Origin of the sequence: uncultured Psychromonas sp. (genome assembly GCF_947489755.1) — a bacterium.
Taxonomy (GTDB): Bacteria; Pseudomonadota; Gammaproteobacteria; order Enterobacterales; family Psychromonadaceae; genus Psychromonas.
Genome location: NZ_CANLFB010000005.1, coordinates 1 through 19043, shown reverse-complemented (window position 1 = coordinate 19043; position 19043 = coordinate 1). Strand labels below are relative to the sequence as shown.

The following is a 19043-nucleotide window of genomic DNA, read 5'->3' as shown; positions in this document are numbered from 1 at the left end:
ATTAAGACTAACTTAGTTAGATTGAGAAGCCACCTAAAAGCGCTGATTTATTCTAAATAATTGAAATAAAACTACATTAATATATTCTAATTACTTATAGTTAACACTTACTCACTGTCTTTCTGTAAAAATACAACCTGATCTCTACCTGTATTTTTAGCTTGGTATAAAGCGGTATCAGCACGCTCAAATGCATCATCTGCACTATCTGAAAGTAAAAATGTGGTGAAACCGATAGAAATCGTAATCGATAAATTTTCTTTTTTAAATTGAAAAGGGATCGCTTTAATGCGATCACGTAATTTATTTAACGCCAACTCTGTTTGGACTGGAGATATTTCAGGTAATAACAAAGCAAACTCTTCACCACCGTAACGTGCAATATAATCAGCATTACGAATAGATTTCTGCAACGTTTGTGCAATCACATTAAGTACTTTATCGCCGGCTAAATGCCCAAAACTATCGTTGATTGATTTGAATTTATCAATGTCGATAATGGCAATGTTAAGTGTGTTTTTATAACGTTTAAAACGTGTTACTTCAATTTTTAAACGCTCACTCCAAGCTGCTCGGTTAGGGATTTTAGTTAAGAAATCAATATGTAATTGTTTATTTTGTTGTTTAAGTGTTTTTTGGTAGCTTTGAGTTTCATTTTGCAACTCTTTGATCTGTCTAACCATACCTTGAAATTTACAACGAAATTTTTCTTCTTGTTGTTTTTCTTGTGCGGCCATCGCTTCTTCTACATTAGTCGCATATTGAGCAATCTGTTTACGCAAAGATTCAATCGTTTGTTCTTTTTCACTATTTTCTTTTAATTTTTGGGCATTGTTTTTAATGGTTACAAAAGCTTCTTTTTGCTTCTCAAAGTCGTTTTCAGTTATTTTTAATGTCTGAGCAAAGTTTAAATAAAACTGCGTTAAGCTATCATTTAGCGTGTATAGAAAATGGCGAGAAGATCGTCGCTCCTCACGAGTACTATCAATAATGATAGTGATCACTTCCAAACAATGGTGTGGAAGGCTAAAGGGGTCGCTTTCATTACAGATATTAAGACGAACTTGATCAAGCTTTTTGACGAACGCTTGACCCACATCTAACTCAAGAATAAGTAATTGCAGTTCATCGTTAATAAACTCAACGTCTTCCTTATTATCGATAGTAGGTTTCATGGCCTTTTTACTGAGCTCAATCACCGCTCGCTGATAGATTTTAATCAGTTCTTTTAATTCTGAGTGGTATTCAATAACAGTATAAGGCTCAGAATCATCTCTCATCTCTTCAATTCTGCTCTTAATTGAACCTGAAAGTGATTGTATTTGTTGTAATTGAGCTTGAGATTGGCGAGAAACTAAATGACCTTCTAAAAGCTTATCTTCTAAATTATTTGGAATGGTTTCAAGCTGTTGGCTATATTCATCAAAAAGTTCTATTTCAGCTTCTATTGTTGAAGCTGACTGCAATTTTTTTAAAAACCTAACTTGGTACTTATCAATCGTTTTGTTTTGACGATGATTTCGTTTTAATAATTGCTGCAATAATCGAACTATTGCGATAGATGATGCCATTAGCTGATTCCTTTTAATAATGCGCCGTTAATTATCAATTAGTTAAAGGGTAACTACAAGTGTGATAAGTCAAATTTAACTCTCTTAATTATTAACGATTTAACTCTGGCCAATTAATTGTAGTACCTGGATGACTACTTTTTAATTTTACAATTCCTTTATCGATACCTGCTTGACCCAGTATCCACAAGTCACCATCAAAGAATGCAGGTTGAATTTTTTCAATTGCATATAACTCTAACCAGCTACTTTCATCTACAGCTTCTCTAATTTGGCATGCACCAAATAATGCTAGGCTTGTTAAGTTAAGCATCCTTTCTGGGGCAATGGCCCGTGAAACGTTGTTTAAGAAAGGAAAAGCAACAACACCACTGGCGACTTGTCCATCAAGTGAATAGGATTCTGCAAAAGAATGAAAAAACGCTTCAATGTCTTGTGCAAACTTCTTCGCTTCACCATGGTGAGCTTGCTCTGAAATAAATAATAGCTGGTTATCTCTAACTTGCGTCACTAATGTATGTTGTGAAAAATTAGCTTTTAATTCTTCGCCTAAAGCGACTTCTATTTTCTCTGAGCTAAATAATCCCTTTGAACCATTTAAGTTACTTAAGAAGGGGATATGCACCAACGCATAAAAAAGTGGTTTACCTTGGTATTGAAGATTGTCATCTTGAACTTGTGCTCGGTGTGATGGCAATTTAGTGCGTGGGTGTGATTGTAACCTCTTACGTGCGCTCTGCTCTGAAATAACTAATTTCTTAGTACGACGTAAGAAAACAAAGATAATTAAAAATGAGACTAATAATAATAGAGTCGTAACATATGCAATATTTTTAAAACGATTATTTTTTAATAATAACTCATTATTTTTTGTTTCTAATTGGATCTGTTGTTGAGTTTGCTCAATAAGTTGAAATTGTTCGTTGATTTTTAATTGTTGTAAAGCAAATAACTTCTCTTTGATAGCGTTTTGCAAAGAGTGGAAGTTTTTAAAATGGAAGTTTGCTTGTTGGTGATCACCCGATAGTTCATAACTTAATGCCAGCATTTCAAATGCTTTTACACGTAACTCTGGAAAGTTATCTTTGGCAAGGTTAAGCACATTCTCTAACTGTAAAATAGCGAGGCCTGTATCTTGGCTACGGATATTGAGTTGCGCTAACAATAAGATACTTTCTGTTTGTTGTTCTAATTTATTGAGTTTTTGAAAGTGATGGCGTGCATTTTGTAAGTACTTCTGTGCAAGATCTGTATTTTTTTCAAGGTCAAAAGGGATTGATGCATAAGTACGGCCCAACTCTAAATAAATATAAGCAAGTAAGGTTTTATGTTTTTTTTCTACCAATTCCATCGCATTAAATAAATAAATTAAAGATTGATTAAATTCTTTATTTTGACGCTTTAAAATGGCAAATTTTAATAGGCTATCAGCCTGTTCGACATAGTTTTCTGTCGGTAATAACAACTCTACTCGTTGGCTCGCGAAGTCGATTGCTCGTTTATAGCGATGCTTCTGCTGGTATAGGTTAGATAAACTTTCTTTTACCAAGCTGCTTAATTTAATCAGCTTTAGTTTGTCTGCCATTGAGTTAGCATTTTGAAAGTTAGTTATTGATAGCTGTTGTTGATTTATCTGGTCATAATAGTGGCCATAAAAATAAGCTAACCAAGCTAATAGCTCTGTTTCTTTAGAGTTTTTTAGGCTTTTTTTCACTTTACTGAGTGATTGATTTGCCAACTTATATTGATGTGTTTCTAGTGCCAATTTAGTGATTGATAAATTTAAAATGTCACCTAAATGGTTTTTGTTCTTACGTTTTTCTCCCTCTATTAATTTAAGTGCGTTTCGCATCATATTAATAAGGGTTTCATTACTTAATTGTGGACGCTCTGACTCTGGTATTTCACTGGCGATTAAATTTAACGTTCTAATTTCGTCAGGGGTAACACTCGGGTTTTTCAACAGCGGCATTAACAATGCTAAGCTTTTCTCATAGTCCTCTAATTCAATATAGCAAGACGCTAATAAATGCGTCGGGGCATTATTAGGCACTCTTTTATTGTTAGTTAGTAGGTTTTCACTGCTTCGAGTATTTACCGGTGGGGGCAGTGCTGCGACTTTGTCTATAAATTGAGTGACTGATTTTATGCAGGTTAAAGGCTCAAGTTGACGTGTTTCATAGCTTTTTTTTATTGAAGCAGGGATCATTGTATCCACTAGCCCGATAGCTGATGCGGAATGACTAATAGAAAGTAGTAAGCCACTTAAAAGTGCACGTGAAAAAAAATTCATTATTACTTTAAACCCTATTAAGATATGGAATCTTATCGCTATTTAAATATTGCTTGTCGCAAGTTTAATGATAGCAAAATTAACGTTACTGTCTTATTAAGCGGACATTTTTGATTGACGGTGATCTTGAAGTACTTCGTAAAGGATTGATATCTAGTCCTCCTCGACGAGTATATCGCGCATAAACCGTTAATGATGTTAATGAACCATGAGCTATTAAATCACAAAATATGCGTTCTACACATTGTTCATGAAATTCATTATGTTGGCGGAAAGAGATTAAATATCGAAGTAATTTCTCACGATCTAACTGTTTACCTGTGTAGCTAATTTCAACACTTGCCCAGTCAGGCTGACTGGTGATCAAGCAGTTTGATTTTAACAGATGAGAGTATAACGTTTCCGTTACTGTTTCCTCTAAGCTGATATCTTTTAAAAGCGCAGGAGAAAGTTGGTATTCCGACACTTCAATATCTAATTCGTCTAAATTAACGCCTGTGAATGTGCCTAGCGTATCCGTTATGTTATCTAATGTAGCGTTGAGCGTCACTTCAACGGGTTTAGTTGCACAATGGCTAAGATCTTGACTTAGTACTTCTTGTACGGCCTCTACCGAATCAAAACGACTTTGATTGAAACTATTTAGATATAATTTAAACGATTTTGATTCAATTAAAAATTCACTGTCATAAGGTACTTTAACTACGCCAGTTGCAACAACAGGTTTACCTTTTTTATTTAACCAAGAAAGCTCATAAATATTCCATAAATCAACACCATAAAAAGGCAAAGACGTAGCCTTTAATCCTAATTCATCACGGTTTAAACTGCGAGGAACTGCTTGCAATAGTGAATTATCATAATGGCATTTATATTCCGTGACTTTACCTAATGATAGGTTTTTTAAGGCATCGCTTTGGTTGTATAAATTTGAATCTGACATGGTATTTCTCATTTTAAAAGGCAAGGTTTGTTATAAATACAAGACAACACTGCCTGAATCGTTACAATATGCCGTATTGTAACTAAAAAGAAGAATTATTCGAGCTATGAATACAGATATCCAAATTGAACTATTTGCTTTGCATCAACGTTATCAACAATTATGGCAGTCAACTTATCAGACTTTACCGACTCAAGCATTTGATGAAAAGTGGGTTTCTCCTTGCCAAATTGGCGATGTTGTCGATCAAAATATCACTTGGAAAGCCCTTGTTCGAGATAAAAAAGCAACCTTAAGTAATATTGAGGAAGCGCTTGAGGTGACATTACATCCATCGATAGAGGATTTATTTTGTAGTGCTTATAGTGAACATATTAGTTGTGAATTTGAAGGTCATCCTATTGAGTTAATTCAAGTCTGGAATGAGCAAGATTTTTTAATGTTACAAGAAAATATGATTGCGCATTTTATGATGCAAAAACGTCTTAAAAAACCGGCTTCTATGTTTATTGCGACTTGTAGCGATGAGTTACAAGTCATTTCAATTTTGAATGAAACGGGTCAAGTACAATTAGAGACGTTAGGCAAAAAGCAGGAATCAATATTAGCCGAGTCTTTAAGTGAGTTTTTAAGTAAATTAACACCTGTGTTACCTCAAGATTAAACCATTTATAGTGAATAATATTAACAGCGCTCTAGAAATGAATAGCCGCTTAGTGAGTGCTCACTAGGCGGCTATTCATTTCTATAAAGTGTTAACAATATTTTTAGTTTGCAGGCAATTAGCTTATAGAAAACTAGTTTGCAGACAACAAGTCTGGGTTAATCACCAAGTTCCGAACGCCATGAGCATGATCTTCATTGTATATATTATTTTGTAGCCATGTATCTACTGTATTTATATCAACCTTGAGTACTTCAGGGCGAACATTCCAAGTCACTTGGTAAGGTGAACCTACTTCATTATAACCTGGTCCAGTTGTAGAACCTCTATACTGAACTGCATCTCCTGAGTTATTGGGAATGTGTAACGCTTGTTGATAACCCTCTTTTTCTGCATTTTCGGCCAACTCAGTGAAATTAAGCGCACTGTTATCATTTACCAGCACGTAGACTTGCGTTTCTACACGTAATAAAGGCTGTTTCGTTGTGCCAGTAAGACAAGAAGCTAATGTTGGGCCTGGTTTAACGTTAGCCGATGAGTGAACGTAATGTACTTCAATGGTATCACCTGGTACTAAATGGCTATGATCACTTTTTCCTATCACTTTGTCTGTTGGAGTTAGTTCTGCTTTAGACAATGTGCCTGAATATTTAAAACCGCTATTATTACCTTGGCCGTCTCCATTACCTACATATTGTGTAAATTCACCTCCTTTATGTTCTGCATTTTTATGGAAGTGGATATTGCATAAATTCATTTTTGTATAATCAGGGGCAATGTCGAAGGATTGTGGGTTTGTGCCTGAGATATGATCAATATCTCGAGGAGACTGTGGTCCAATATTTTTATTTTGAGTATTATTTTTAAGGTTAACTCGTTGTGTTTCTATTGTCTTATCTAATACTTGATGAGTTGCTTGTTGAGCATTTACCATTGAAGCAGGCTGTATTACTGCCATGGTGCATAATAGTAATAAACGTTTTTTCATTTTTATATTTCCATTTTTAATGATGCTTGAATTTTGAACCGATAATGTTTGCTAAAATAGTTCGTTTTATGAGGTGCATTTAATGATATTTAAAAAGGTAATTTTGCCCGCAAACAGCAGGCATCATATTGAAATTAAAAGTCCAAATAAATAGCTAGTATCGTTAAGAATACGATAAACTACGCTTCTATTGTTCTTAATCAAATTAGTGTCAGTATGTTTCAAAAATTTTTCTTATCAGTGTCCATTAGTTTACGCTTTATGCTGTTATCAGCACTTTCCTTTGCATTAATGACTGCCAGTGTAAAGTTGGTAAGTACTCACAATATTCCAGTGTTTGAAATTGTTGCTGCACGTGGTTTGGTGTCATTAATTATTAGCTATATCGATATCAAACGGAAAAAAATACCAGTTTGGGGTAATAATAAAATATTATTAATTTCACGTGGTGTTGTGGGGACGCTGGCATTGTTGTGTGTGTACTACGCAGTGACTACCTTGCCTTTAGTTGAAGCTACGTTATTACAGTATCTTTATCCTGTATTTACAGCGATTTTGGCGTTTTTATTTTTAAAAGAAAGAATTCAACGTTCTACATTGATTTGTATTTTATTATGCCTACTTGGTTTATTCGCGATGGTTAAACCGAACCTCTCAGTAACTAGCGATGTGGTATTACCTTGGTTTAGCGTTTTTATTGCTTTACTAGGCGCCTTAGGTAGCGCGACTGCTTATGTCATTGTAAAACGGTTAAGTAAATGTGAAGACAGTTCTGTGATTATCTTTTACTTTCCATTAATTGCCTTGCCGTTATCCATTATTTTATTGGGCGATAATTTTGTGATGCCTGATACTGAAGCGCTAATCTTATTGTTATTTGTTGGTATTTTTACACAAATGGGGCAGGTGGGGTTAACGAAAGCCATGCAAACAGAAGTCGCCGCTAAAGTGAGTGCTTTTTCTTATGTTCAAATTGTATTCTCAACAATCTTAGGGGTGATTATATTTAATGAAATCCCCTCATTTTGGACATTAATTGGTGGTATGTTAATTATTTTAGGGGCGTTAGTTAACGTCTTTGGTAGTAACAAAAAATAGTGAGTCGTTTAAATTTGTCTAGAAGGTGACTTAAACGCCGTAATGCGTCTCTATTGGGTTACAAGTGGAACCTTATCGAGATAAACGAATGATTTAAAATATATTTTTTATATTTTAAATGAACTAAAGCTTATTTTTAATGACTATAATCGAATAAAAAAGAAACAATGCTTATCTATTTACCTAACTATAGTATTATGACCTATTATTGTTTTTATTAGATAAGATTACAAAATTAATTAGCATCCAGCTATCTCAATCAAATATTAGAAAACTTAATTATATAAATGAAAATACCTAAAAGAATACAGCCATTAGTTGACGATGGCATTGTCGATAATGTTTTACGACAATTAATGAGCGGCAAGGAAGCGACGGTTTATGTTGTTCAATGTGGCGATGAAGTGCGTTGTGCAAAAGTTTATAAAGAAGCCAGTAAACGTAGTTTTAAAAATGCTGTTCTATATAACGAAGGGCGAAAAGTCCGTAATGGTCGGAACGCGAGAGCAATGCAAAAAGGCTCTAAATTTGGCCGTGAACAACAAGAAGAAATTTGGCAAAACACCGAGGTTGATGCGCTTTATAAATTCGCAGATGCAGGGATTAGAGTACCAACACCTTATGGTTGTTTTGGTGGTGTGTTAATCATGGAATTAATCACCGACGCCGATGGTTTTGCTGCGCCACGCTTAAACGATGTCACAATGACAGAAGAAAAAGCATTAACAGACCACGCTAAAGTGATGGACTATGTTGTTCGCATGTTAAGTGTTGGAGTTATCCACGGTGATTTATCTGAATTTAATGTACTGGTAGATGAAGAAGGCCCTGTGATCATCGATTTACCACAAGCCGTTGATGCAGCTGGCAATAACAATGCCAAGAAGATGTTATTGCGTGATGTAAATAATATGACTCAATATTATTCTCAGTTTGCTCCTAGCCTTGCTACTACCCGTTATGGCGATGAGATTTGGGCTATATTTGAAACCGGGGAATTAACCCCTAAAACAGTATTAACAGGTCAATTTATTGAGTCAGAAATTAGTGCTGATGTGGATACTGTTTTAAATGAAATAAATGCAGCACGCGAAGAGGAATTAGATCGCCTAGAGCGTATGTCTGATAGTGAATAAATCATTAATTTTTAATGTTTTTCAATGTTTACCTGATTTCTATGCTTAAGATCGCTGAATATTATGTTTGATTTTTTCTCATCTGCACTCGCCATTGGCACTAAAAATGAGCATTCAAGTGCTGTACAAAAGACTCGAATGTTAAATATTTTAGTCTTGTTGACTATCTTCATTGCGTTAGCTTATACCGCTAGTTATATGTATATATTAAATGCACCTACGGTTGCTTTGTATAACCTTGTTCTAACTAGCGGTTACCCCCTGTCATTCTTTTTTAGTTATCGCCGCCACCATAAATCCGCTAAAACATGGTACTTTTGCTTGATTATGCTGCACTTGTTTATTTGTAGTAATATCTTCTTTACTCAAGAAAGTGGTTTTCATTTTTATTATTTTTTAGTGCCCATAGGCGCGTTATTATTATTTGAGTTAAAAGAAAAAAAATTAAAAATAACTTTAAGCTTAGTCGCTGCATCATTATTTTTATATTGTGAAAATTCGATTAACGAAAAACCGTTTCACGTATTTAGTGATGCTGCGAATCATTTATTGTCTCAATCGGCTTTTTTGATCGATATGTTCGCTATTATATTGGCGCTGACTTTATTTAGTAAGCAAATTGAGAAGCATGAATTAGGGCTTATTGAGCAAGCCTCAACAGATATGTTAACGGGCTTAAATAATCGTCGTTTCTTCTTTCAGCAAGGTGAAAAGTTATTAATTAAAAGCAACAAAGGAAAACAATTCTATAGCTTGCTTTTGATAGATTTAGATTACTTTAAAAATATTAATGATAAATATGGTCACGCTGTAGGTGATGAGTGCTTAATTGTAGTCAGTGATGTTTTACAGAAAGTTGGACCTGAAAATAAAATTTGTGCTCGCATTGGTGGTGAGGAATTTGCGATTATATTGCCACATTGTGGACCTAAATCTGCAGAAGTGATCGCTGAGCATATTAGAAGTATTATTGAAGATGTTGATTTGACGACGGCACAAGGCAAAGTAGTCGATTGTACTGCAAGTATTGGAGTGAGTTATAATGTCACTAAGACTGAATCTCTTAAAGTGTTACTCGAACAAGCTGATTTAGCGCTATATCAAGCTAAAGATAACGGTCGGAATCAGGTGCTTTCATTTCATCATTTAGCTAACTAATAATACATATTAATATCATTTTTTTAACAAATCCCTTCCTTCTCTTTTCGTAACAACTTAGCTTTATGGTAGGGTTATTTATCAGAATATTTCACTTTAAACTCTTTTTATTTAGATAGGGCATTAGATGATTACAAAAATTAAGCAGTTATTGAATACGTTCATACCAGAGGAAAACCCTCAATTTGATAGTACATTAGCGATTGTTTGTTTGCTTTGCGAGGTCTGTGTTGCCGATGAAAATGCTTCTAAAGAAGAAGAGGCTGCCATTGTTAATACGCTTGAAAAACTGGTTAATATAGAAAAAGAAAAGGCGTCCGAATTACTCAACGTGGGAATGAAAGAAATAAAGACCAGTAATTCAGTCTTTGATTTTACCTCTCAGTTAGGTGATTTAGATAACGAAGCGCGTATCAACCTAATTAAAGCAATGTGGGAAATCGCATACGCAGATGGTCATTTGGATGAAATGGAGGAGGCATTGATCCGTAAAGTCGCTTCATTAATTTATGTTAATCATAGTGATTTTATTCGAACCAAGCTTGCAGTTCATCCAGAATAGCCACTAGAAAACCTTCTTGATAAACTCTTGAATTCAAGTGTTTTCATTGTTGCATCTCTTGCCGGAGAAAAAGCGTTAAGCAACTATTCAGCTGCTCACTTTTCCTATCTATTCAAGTTATGCACTTATGATCTGAATCCAAGGCTTAGAAAAATAGCAAGCACAAATCAAAATAGGTAAAGGCTATGGCATTATTAACCGAACAAACTTGTAGACCATGCAATACAAGTTCAGCGAAGCAATTATTAACGGCAACTGATATTGCTGAGTTACTGGTACAGCTAAAAGCACAATTTAATGATTGGACCTTTATTGAAGATAATGGAATAGAAAAACTGTCTTGTGAATTTGTCACTAAGCGTTATAGCAACTCAATCAGTTTTACTAATCAAGTCGCAGCGTTAGCTGAATCAGTGAATCACCATCCGCTGATCATGGTTGAATATGGCATGGTGACGGTGCAATGGTGGAGCCATAATATTAAGGGGTTAGATCAAAATGATTTTATTATGGCCGCTAAAACCAGTGCTTTATTCTTAGAGTCCTAACCGACTACTTACATTAGCGGATTTAATATTCTATCGATACCGTATAGATTTTTTATAGAACTCGTTTCAATAATAAATCTTTTTGGATATCGCCACCCATGTTGAAGTCATGTTCACCAAATTGTTCAAATCCCATTTTTTGATAAAAGCGTAATGCAGGGAAGTTATGTTCCCAAACACCTAACCATAAGTATTTTTTATTTTGTTTAATGGCACGATCAACGGCAAATGAGATTAATTTTTTACCTAAACCTTGTGCTAGGAAATCTTTGAGTATATAAATTTTTTCAACTTCTAATGCCTCTGTATCGAATATATCTGTTTGTGCATCATCAACATTTAATTTTAAAAAACCAGCTAGTTTAGCTTCTGTATTTTTAGGAGCGGTTTCTGAAATGTCTTCTGATGTACCTTCTGAAGCATCAGAAGTAGTATAAATAAAATAAAATTCGCTACGGTTGTTTTGAAGTTGTGCAGATAATTTCTCTATACTGAGGGACTCTTTATAATATTGCTGCAGTAAAGCCTCACTATTGCTATCAGAAAAGGTTTCTTGGTAGGTTCTTATCGCTACATCTTGTAATAAATGAACCTGAGATAAATGACATGGTTCTATTATTGACCTTGATTCTTTAAACATTATTTATCAATTCCTATCTTCATTTATTTCATTTTATCGTAACGAATAAGTTATTTTAATTGATCGGCTTCTTTACTTGACGATTTAACGACATACTCGCATTATTAGCCTTTATATATTAGCTTGAGAGTAATATGAAGCTTATTTTTAATGGGCCTGAAGATGGCCCTTTATTTGTTTTTTCCCACGGTGCAGGCGCACCATTAACATCAGACTTTATGGAAACCGTCAGTGTTGGTTTGGCAAAACAAGGTATTCGAGTTGCCCGTTTTAATTTCAATTACATGCAACAGCGTGTAGAAACGGGAAGTCGCCGTCCACCAGAAAGAGCTCCTCATTTATTGAAACAGTTTTTAGAAGTGGTGCAAGAGCTAGATCAACCCATGGTGATTGGTGGTAAGTCTATGGGAGGACGAATGGCTACTTTGTTAGCTGCTGAATCTTCTCCTGAGCAATTAAAACAGGTTAAAGGAATTGCTTGTTTAGGGTATCCTTTCCATCCACAAGGTAAACCTGAGAAATTACGGATAGAACATTTAGCTGCTATTAAGCAACCCGTTGCTATTATTCAAGGCTCACGTGATAAACTTGGCGACCAAAATGAAGTGATCAGTTATTCTTTACCTAATACTTTTCAATGGTGTTGGCTAGAAGATGGTGATCATGACTTTAAACCTCGAGTGAAGAGTGGTTTGACTCATCAGCAGCATATTCAATCTAGTATTACGTATTTAGCCGCTTACATTAAACGTTGCCTCATTGAATCATAACGTGAGCTTAAACAGTAAATAAGGTTATTTTTAGAGACTAAAATCGAAAATGGTCACTGTTTATTCAATAATTTTGAGTAATTGTGGTTTATTTGTAAAAGAATTGTGGATGTATTGTCGATTATTTTTTAAAATCTATAGCTCTCCCATACACACGCAGAATATTTGTGCTTGTTAAAGCATTCAGATACATAAGGATTCACATGTCAATTGATATCAAACCGCTAGCAGTTGCTGACCGCAATGCTTGCCCTGCAGAATTTAGTTTTGGTGAAGTATTTGCCGATCATATGTTTACACAAACCTATGATTCGACTCAAAAGTGGACAAATGCTGAAGTTAAACCTTATCAAATGCTGCAATTAGACCCATCTGCTTCTGTGTTACATTATGGGCAAGAAATATTTGAAGGTTTAAAAGCGTACCGTACTGAAAATGGCGAGATTAACTTATTCCGTCCTCGCGAAAATTTTAAACGTTTTAACCGCTCAGCGGCGCGTATGGTGATGCCTGAAGTTGATGTTGAATTTCACCTTAACGCATTAATGGAATTATTAAAAATAGATAACCAATGGGTACCTGAAAAAAATGGTACCGCGTTATATATTCGCCCGACTATGATCGCAACAGGCGCTAAACTAGGTTTAGGCGCAAGTGATAAGTATTTACACTTCATTATTACAGGCCCTGCCGGTGCTTACTTTAAAGATGGATTTGCACCTGTCTCTGTTTATGTTGCTGATAAATATCGTCGTGCTGTAGTGGGCGGTGTTGGTGAAGCTAAAACTGGCGGTAACTATGCGGCTAGTTTATATATGTCTGAAGATGTGGCTGCGAGAGGATACTCTCAAGTACTTTGGTTAGATGCTATCAATGGTAAATACATTGAAGAAGTGGGCGCGATGAATATCTGTTTTGTTTACGGTGATCATATTGTGACACCTAAACTGAGCGGTAGTATTTTACCGGGTATTACGCGTGACTCAATTTTGCAACTTGCTCCAACATTAGGTTACACAGTATCTGAAGAACAAATAGCAATTGAAGATATTTTAGCTGATATTAAAAGTGGAAAAATTACTGAAGCATTTGGTTGTGGTACTGCTGCCGTTATCTCTCCTGTTGGCCAATTATGCTGGAAAGATGAAGATTACTTTATTAATGATAATAAAGCAGGCACTGTTTCTCGTAACTTATACGATGAATTAACGGGTATTCAATACGGTTTACGTGAAGATAAGTTTGGTTGGATTGAAAAAGTAGACTTCTAATGTTTATTTTTGTCTGAATCTGATAGAAGGCGCTTTTAGCGCCTTTTTTATTGTTTGCCTTTTTTATTGTTTGCCTTTTAATTTCCAAATGTATTTTCAACATTATTACAGATCATTTCTCTTATCCATTTATGCCCTGGCTCATCATTATTTCGTTGGTGCCATATCAATACATAAGCCATCTCAGAAAAAGCAAAAGGTAATGGGATTTGTTTAAGTGGATACAATTTTTGTGCATGGGTAATAAAGCTCGAAGGCAGGGTGAAAATTAAATCACTATGCGCACAAAGACTCACACCTCCATAAAAGTCTGGTAAGGTGCTAATAACGTTACGCTGCTTTCCTTGTTTCTCTAAAAAATAATCTAATGCCCACCATTTATTGCCCTCACATACGATTTGTATATGATTTTGTTGTAGATAAGCGTCCTGATTCCATGACCCATTTTCTACGGCTGTTAAAACTGGATGATCTTGATGGACTAAACAGGTTTGGTGGTCATTAAATAAAATGACATGTTCAATACCATCCGGTAATTTTTGTATCTCTAGGCGGTGATCTTCAGAGAAGTCTAATGCAGTAATACCAAAATCCATTTTACCTTGTTGTAGTGCTTGCATAGACTCTTTTTTCCAGCTTAAAACATCAAGGTGAATATTTTTTGCTTGTTGTAATAATGGACCAATAAAACAAGGTAGTAAGGTTGCATAGGCACTTTCTAACATACTGATAGAAAAGTGTCTGTCACTGCTAGCGGGGTCAAAGCTTGGTGCTTGTGTTAACTGATATAAACCCTGTAATAGATTCGGTAGTTTTTGTTGTAGCAGTAAAGCATGCGTCGTTGGTTTTAAACCATGTGCGGTACGTGTAAATAATGGGTCTTGCAAGCTTGTTCTTAAACGGGTGAGACTTTTACTTAATGCAGATTGACTTAAATTCAAACGAACTGCTGCACGTGTAACACTTTCTTCTTCTAATAAGACTTGTAAAACGACTAATAAATTTAAGTCGATACGCATTAGTTTATCGATGTTCATAGGTATTCCTAGATATTATTAGTTATTGAGAGATATTCCCTTAGGGAAACTAAGATCTGAATTAATGTCACTTCTATTCATATCATAGCTGATTTACACTCGCTTTGTTATTCACTGTCTGTCATTGAGTCTTATTTCATAAAACTTGGCTCAATTAACGTCACTTTATTATCGTCACTTGATTATCGTAATTCAACCAAACTTGTTTTTTCAAAAAAGAGATTGTTATGCCCCGTAAGTTATTACCTATTTTAATGATGATGGTGGTGCTAAGCCCATTAGCCATCGACATCTATTTACCGTCAATGCCTGAAATGGCGTTAGAATTTTCTGTGTCTGACACGCAAGTTCAATCAACGTTAGTACTCTTTATTTTAGCGATGGGTATTGGTCAGATTCTTATTGGCCCATTAGCTGATCGCTTTGGACGTCGACCGATCGCCTTACTGGGTATTTGTTTATATATTGCGAGTAGTTTATTTGCCGCATCGGTTGTGGAGTTTGAATATCTACAATTAGCGCGTGTACTACAAGGCATTGCTGCTTGTGCAACATCCATTGTTGTTTTTAGTGCCGTGCGAGATAGATTTAATGCTCAGCAAAGTGCGCATTATTATAGTTATTTGAATGGTGTTATTTGTGTGATCCCTGCATTAGCTCCTACGTTAGGTGGTTTTCTGGCTCTGCATTTTGGTTGGCGATCAACATTTATATTCATGACTATCTTTGCGATTTTAGTTTTATTTATTGTAGCCTTTAGGTTGCCTGAAACGCGTCCTGAGCATAAAAATAACCATGCTGCGTTATATCGTTGGGCACGTTATCAGCCCATTTTAGTGAATAGCCAATTTGTATTTTATGCATTGGCTTGCATGATTGGGATGGCAAGTATTTTAACCTATGTTTCCTATGCGCCAAGCTGGATAATTAAACATTTAGGGCTCAGTGAATTAACTTTTAGTTATTTATTTGGTTTTAACGCATTAATTAATATTGCTGCCTGTTTTATTGCGCCTAAAATGATTCGACAATTAGGCAATCATCAAACGGTAGTTGTTGCATTATGGCTGTTTATATCGTCAGCGGTGACTCAATTGGTGATGCAACAAATACCCGTTGAAAGTGGGTTTTTAGCAGGAATATATTTTATGTTACCTATGCTATTACTGTGTGTGGGATTTGCTTTGTTATTAGGACCTGCAACGTCGATGGCGTTAAGTGCTTTTGGTGAAAGAGCTGGCACGGCTAGTGCGTTATTAGGTTGTATTCAAATGAGTGGTGCTGCGTTATTAACTGGCTTGTTACAACAAACTTCGCTTTCTGCTCCTTATGCGAGTGTCGTCATGATTGGCGCTGGTGGGGCTATATTGTTAATCACCATGTCATTGCCTCATTATAAACATTGGCATCAAGAACAAGTAAGTTCTCATTAGCACTTATTTTGGATATTTTAAAAGCATTCGCATTATTACTTTTACCCTGAGATAATCGTTTTATTACTTTTTTATAAACAGGACTCATAATGAAGCATTCAATATTTAAATTGTCGTTATTAGGTAGCTCTATTTTACTCACTGCCTGTGTAACATCATCGCCAACAGGACGTAATCAAGTATTATTATTTGATGGGTCTGAAATGGCGACACTAGGTGCGAATTCATTTGAGGAATTAAAAAAACAAGAAACGATTAACCAAGACCCCAAAGTAAATACTTATGTGCAATGTGTCAGTAAACAGATTACTGATACGTTAGGTAAGCAGCCTGATTTTGATGAATGGGAAGTGGTCGTTTTTGATAGTGATCAAATAAATGCTTTTGCATTACCTGGCGGTAAAATTGGGGTTTATACTGGGCTATTAGCCGTTGCTAAAAACCAAGATCAACTTGCAACGGTTATTGGACATGAAATTGCTCACGTACAAGCAAATCATTCTAATGAGCGTTTGTCTTCAAGTGAAATCACAGGCTACGGTACATCTGCAGTACAAACCGTTATTGGTAGTACTGAATATTCAGAAGTCGGAATGGCAGCATTAGGTTTGGGGGTACAGTATGGTATTACGATGCCTTATGGTCGCGCCCAAGAATCTGAAGCAGATATTGTTGGTTTACAGTTAATGAATGATGCAGGTTTTAACCCAGAACAGAGTGTTGAGTTATGGAAAAATATGGCAATAGCTTCTGGTGGAAGTGAGCCAATGGAGTTTTTATCTACTCATCCATCTAACACAACACGTATTAATGACTTAGAAGATGAATTAAAAAACTTAACAAAAAGTACAAGAACTGCACCTAGTTGCACATTGTAATCCGTTTTTTGAAAATGACAGTTTATTATTCCTTCTTTAAAATCTTCTTTAAAAAGCCCCTTAGATTAACGTTAATCTAAGGGGCTTTTTTTACTATCTCTTTACTGCTTTATTTCATTCCGTACTTATAGCCGTTTGTAGCAATTTAGCTGCGCGCAACACTTCGATATAAATAACGTTCACAAAATACTGGCGATAGCTTTCTAACCGTTGCTGCTAATACAGCAATAACAATTACTGAAAATAATAATCTGCCCCAGAAAATTGTATTAAAATCGGCACCAATTAATAAAATCAATAATGTATCTTCAATTAAGCTGTGTAGTAAATTTAATAGCATAATGGAAGTGAAAACATCACGGGCTGCTACATGTCCTTTTTGAGCCTCATGTATCAATAACCCTCCACCAAATGAAAGCCCTAACGTGGCGCCAATAATAGTAATGTTCGTTGCTTCTTGGCTGATCCCTAATAGCCTTAAAAAAGGTTTTAAGAGGATCGCCATTAATTTTTCAATGCCGAGTATTTTTAAAATCTTTAAAGTGAATAGCAACGTCGAAATAACGAGGAACACCATCACTAAATTTTGTAGCTGGCTAGTGACCCAATCAAGATAGCTATTCTCTACACTGACCTCTGGAGACCAAAGCATGTGTGCTGGTTGATTAAGACTACCTGTTAACTGATAGGTTTGATGTAATATCCACGCGAGTAATAAACTACCTCCAATACGAAATACTAATGTTACCCATAAACTAACACCTGCCTTTTTTGCGATAGTCGCTTCAATCGGCAATGAGTGCGCAAGTAACATCATGCTACCGAGGATAGATGCTTGAGCAACGGTTAAAGGGGTATCGATGTTAATGAGTACAATTAAGCCGCCATAGATATTGGTAAGTAGGGTAGTTGCCCATACTAAGCTCATCGTATCTGGTAAGCCGACCGTTTGCATTAAGGGGCCAAGCAATTGACTTAATAAAATAATACCGCCTAATTCTTCAATAATTTTTATGGCAATTAATATTGGGATCATCACTTTAAACAGCGTAAATGTGACATTAAAAATGTCTCTGCCTAGCTCAATGAAAAAATGTTTAATGGGTTGCATCAGACTGACCTTTATTTTTTGTTTTTTAAATTTAATAGGTTATATGATACATAAGAAGATTGAATGAAAATTTCAAATGTGGCTGATTACTTTTTGAATATTTCTTTTTATTGTCTCCAAAAGAAATATTTTGCATGTTAATGTAATTTCAAAGAAATATTTTTTAAAAAAACGATGAGATCGAGTAAGTTTTAAAGCACATCATGGAGTGGGGTAATCTAATGGACATAGATAGAATTGATCGTGCGATATTGATGTCGCTACAAAAAAATAACCGTTTGCCTAATATCGAACTTGCAGCAAAAGTGGGGTTGTCAGCTCCTGCTTGTTTAAAGCGAGTTAAACGTTTGCGAGAAGGTGGCGTCATTATCAGCGATATTTCAATCCTTGATGCGCAGTTAGCTGGCAATAAAATGACCTTAATCGTCTCCATAGAGATGGAACGAGATAGAGCAGATATTTATCAGAAATTTAAGCATTCGATTATTCAAGCGAATGAAGTCATGCAGTGCTATCAAATATCAGGTGCATACGATTTTGTGCTAATTGTTTGTGTTCAAGATATTCAGGCTTATGAAGCTTTTGTCGATCGCGTATTACACACAGATTTGAATATTAGAAAGTTTCATACATCCGTGTCATTACGCACAGTAAAACACAGTACGGCTATTGAACTGTAGTGAGTTAAGAATCAGTTTTAATAAGTTAGTGCTATAACTGTTATTAATTTCTAGTATCGACTATTCACTGGTGAGTCAGCGCTAATAAATAAAAAGAGGGCGTGACAATGAAAGTGAGAATGTGCCAATAAAAAAGCCGAATCAATTGATTCGGCTTTTTGAGTGAATGTTATTACTTATTTACTTAACCTCAATTCTGCTTAAGGAATTGAACTAAATGCCCACCTAGCGATCAGATCTTTCAACCAAGAACGATTTGAAA

General features: G+C 35.4%; 18 protein-coding genes. 11 read left to right on the top strand and 7 right to left on the bottom strand.

What is annotated here, in order from left to right:
* Window positions 1–107 precede the first annotated feature (107 nt).
* The 3 genes from Q0794_RS04005 to queF all read right to left on the bottom strand — a co-directional run bounded on the left by Q0794_RS04005 (window position 108) and on the right by queF (window position 4807).
* Window positions 108–1571 carry a diguanylate cyclase gene (locus tag Q0794_RS04005; protein WP_298940309.1) on the bottom strand — a complete coding sequence of 488 codons (1464 nt, stop codon included), beginning with the start codon at window positions 1569–1571 and terminating at the stop codon, window positions 108–110.
* A 91-nt stretch (window positions 1572–1662) separates the two neighbouring features.
* Window positions 1663–3864, bottom strand: coding sequence for a GGDEF domain-containing protein (locus Q0794_RS04000; protein ID WP_298940307.1), 2202 nt, complete (start codon window positions 3862–3864; stop codon window positions 1663–1665).
* Between the two features lie 85 nt (window positions 3865–3949).
* Complete coding sequence (queF, locus tag Q0794_RS03995; protein WP_298940305.1) at window positions 3950–4807, bottom strand: NADPH-dependent 7-cyano-7-deazaguanine reductase QueF; 858 nt, start codon at window positions 4805–4807, stop codon at window positions 3950–3952.
* Window positions 4808–4913: 106 nt separating this feature from the next.
* On the opposite strand from queF, the gene syd reads away from it, so the two are divergent.
* Window positions 4914–5471 (top strand): SecY-interacting protein, encoded by a 558-nt coding sequence (syd, locus tag Q0794_RS03990; RefSeq protein ID WP_298940303.1) that lies wholly within the window; start codon window positions 4914–4916, stop codon window positions 5469–5471.
* 133 nt (window positions 5472–5604) lie between these two features.
* Here the strand turns inward: syd and Q0794_RS03985 are convergent, their stop codons facing one another.
* Window positions 5605–6459: a delta-class carbonic anhydrase gene (locus Q0794_RS03985; protein ID WP_298940301.1), complete on the bottom strand. Its 855-nt coding sequence runs from the start codon at window positions 6457–6459 to the stop codon at window positions 5605–5607.
* Between the two features lie 216 nt (window positions 6460–6675).
* Between Q0794_RS03985 and Q0794_RS03980 the strand changes: the two genes are divergently transcribed.
* The 5 genes from Q0794_RS03980 (at window position 6676) to Q0794_RS03960 (ending at window position 10961) form a co-directional block, all read left to right on the top strand.
* Complete coding sequence (locus Q0794_RS03980) at window positions 6676–7557, top strand: DMT family transporter (protein WP_298940299.1); 882 nt, start codon at window positions 6676–6678, stop codon at window positions 7555–7557.
* Window positions 7558–7844: 287 nt separating this feature from the next.
* Window positions 7845–8693: a PA4780 family RIO1-like protein kinase gene (locus tag Q0794_RS03975; protein WP_298940297.1), complete on the top strand. Its 849-nt coding sequence runs from the start codon at window positions 7845–7847 to the stop codon at window positions 8691–8693.
* A 63-nt stretch (window positions 8694–8756) separates the two neighbouring features.
* Window positions 8757–9851 carry a GGDEF domain-containing protein gene (locus Q0794_RS03970; RefSeq protein ID WP_298940295.1) on the top strand — a complete coding sequence of 365 codons (1095 nt, stop codon included), beginning with the start codon at window positions 8757–8759 and terminating at the stop codon, window positions 9849–9851.
* Between the two features lie 127 nt (window positions 9852–9978).
* Window positions 9979–10413, top strand: a complete 435-nt coding sequence (locus Q0794_RS03965; protein ID WP_298940292.1) for a TerB family tellurite resistance protein — start codon at window positions 9979–9981, stop codon at window positions 10411–10413.
* Window positions 10414–10598: 185 nt separating this feature from the next.
* Window positions 10599–10961, top strand: coding sequence for a 4a-hydroxytetrahydrobiopterin dehydratase (locus Q0794_RS03960; RefSeq protein WP_298940290.1), 363 nt, complete (start codon window positions 10599–10601; stop codon window positions 10959–10961).
* A 52-nt stretch (window positions 10962–11013) separates the two neighbouring features.
* Here Q0794_RS03960 and Q0794_RS03955 read toward each other — a convergent pair whose 3' ends face one another.
* Window positions 11014–11601: a GNAT family N-acetyltransferase gene (locus tag Q0794_RS03955; RefSeq protein WP_298940287.1), complete on the bottom strand. Its 588-nt coding sequence runs from the start codon at window positions 11599–11601 to the stop codon at window positions 11014–11016.
* A 134-nt stretch (window positions 11602–11735) separates the two neighbouring features.
* Between Q0794_RS03955 and Q0794_RS03950 the strand changes: the two genes are divergently transcribed.
* Window positions 11736–12371, top strand: a complete 636-nt coding sequence (locus tag Q0794_RS03950) for an alpha/beta family hydrolase (RefSeq protein ID WP_298940285.1) — start codon at window positions 11736–11738, stop codon at window positions 12369–12371.
* A gap of 203 nt (window positions 12372–12574) precedes the next feature.
* Window positions 12575–13642 carry a branched-chain amino acid aminotransferase gene (locus Q0794_RS03945; RefSeq protein WP_298940283.1) on the top strand — a complete coding sequence of 356 codons (1068 nt, stop codon included), beginning with the start codon at window positions 12575–12577 and terminating at the stop codon, window positions 13640–13642.
* Between the two features lie 77 nt (window positions 13643–13719).
* Here the strand turns inward: Q0794_RS03945 and Q0794_RS03940 are convergent, their stop codons facing one another.
* Window positions 13720–14679 carry a LysR family transcriptional regulator gene (locus Q0794_RS03940; RefSeq protein ID WP_298940281.1) on the bottom strand — a complete coding sequence of 320 codons (960 nt, stop codon included), beginning with the start codon at window positions 14677–14679 and terminating at the stop codon, window positions 13720–13722.
* 227 nt (window positions 14680–14906) lie between these two features.
* Between Q0794_RS03940 and Q0794_RS03935 the strand changes: the two genes are divergently transcribed.
* Complete coding sequence (locus tag Q0794_RS03935; RefSeq protein WP_298940279.1) at window positions 14907–16112, top strand: multidrug effflux MFS transporter; 1206 nt, start codon at window positions 14907–14909, stop codon at window positions 16110–16112.
* A gap of 89 nt (window positions 16113–16201) precedes the next feature.
* On the top strand, window positions 16202–16990 hold the full coding sequence (locus tag Q0794_RS03930; RefSeq protein WP_298940277.1) for a M48 family metallopeptidase: 789 nt from the start codon (window positions 16202–16204) through the stop codon (window positions 16988–16990).
* A 145-nt stretch (window positions 16991–17135) separates the two neighbouring features.
* On the opposite strand, the gene Q0794_RS03925 is transcribed toward Q0794_RS03930, so the two are convergent.
* Complete coding sequence (locus Q0794_RS03925) at window positions 17136–18101, bottom strand: nucleoside recognition domain-containing protein (RefSeq protein WP_298940275.1); 966 nt, start codon at window positions 18099–18101, stop codon at window positions 17136–17138.
* A gap of 221 nt (window positions 18102–18322) precedes the next feature.
* Between Q0794_RS03925 and Q0794_RS03920 the strand changes: the two genes are divergently transcribed.
* Window positions 18323–18781, top strand: a complete 459-nt coding sequence (locus tag Q0794_RS03920) for an Lrp/AsnC family transcriptional regulator (protein ID WP_298940273.1) — start codon at window positions 18323–18325, stop codon at window positions 18779–18781.
* Window positions 18782–19043 lie beyond the last annotated feature (262 nt).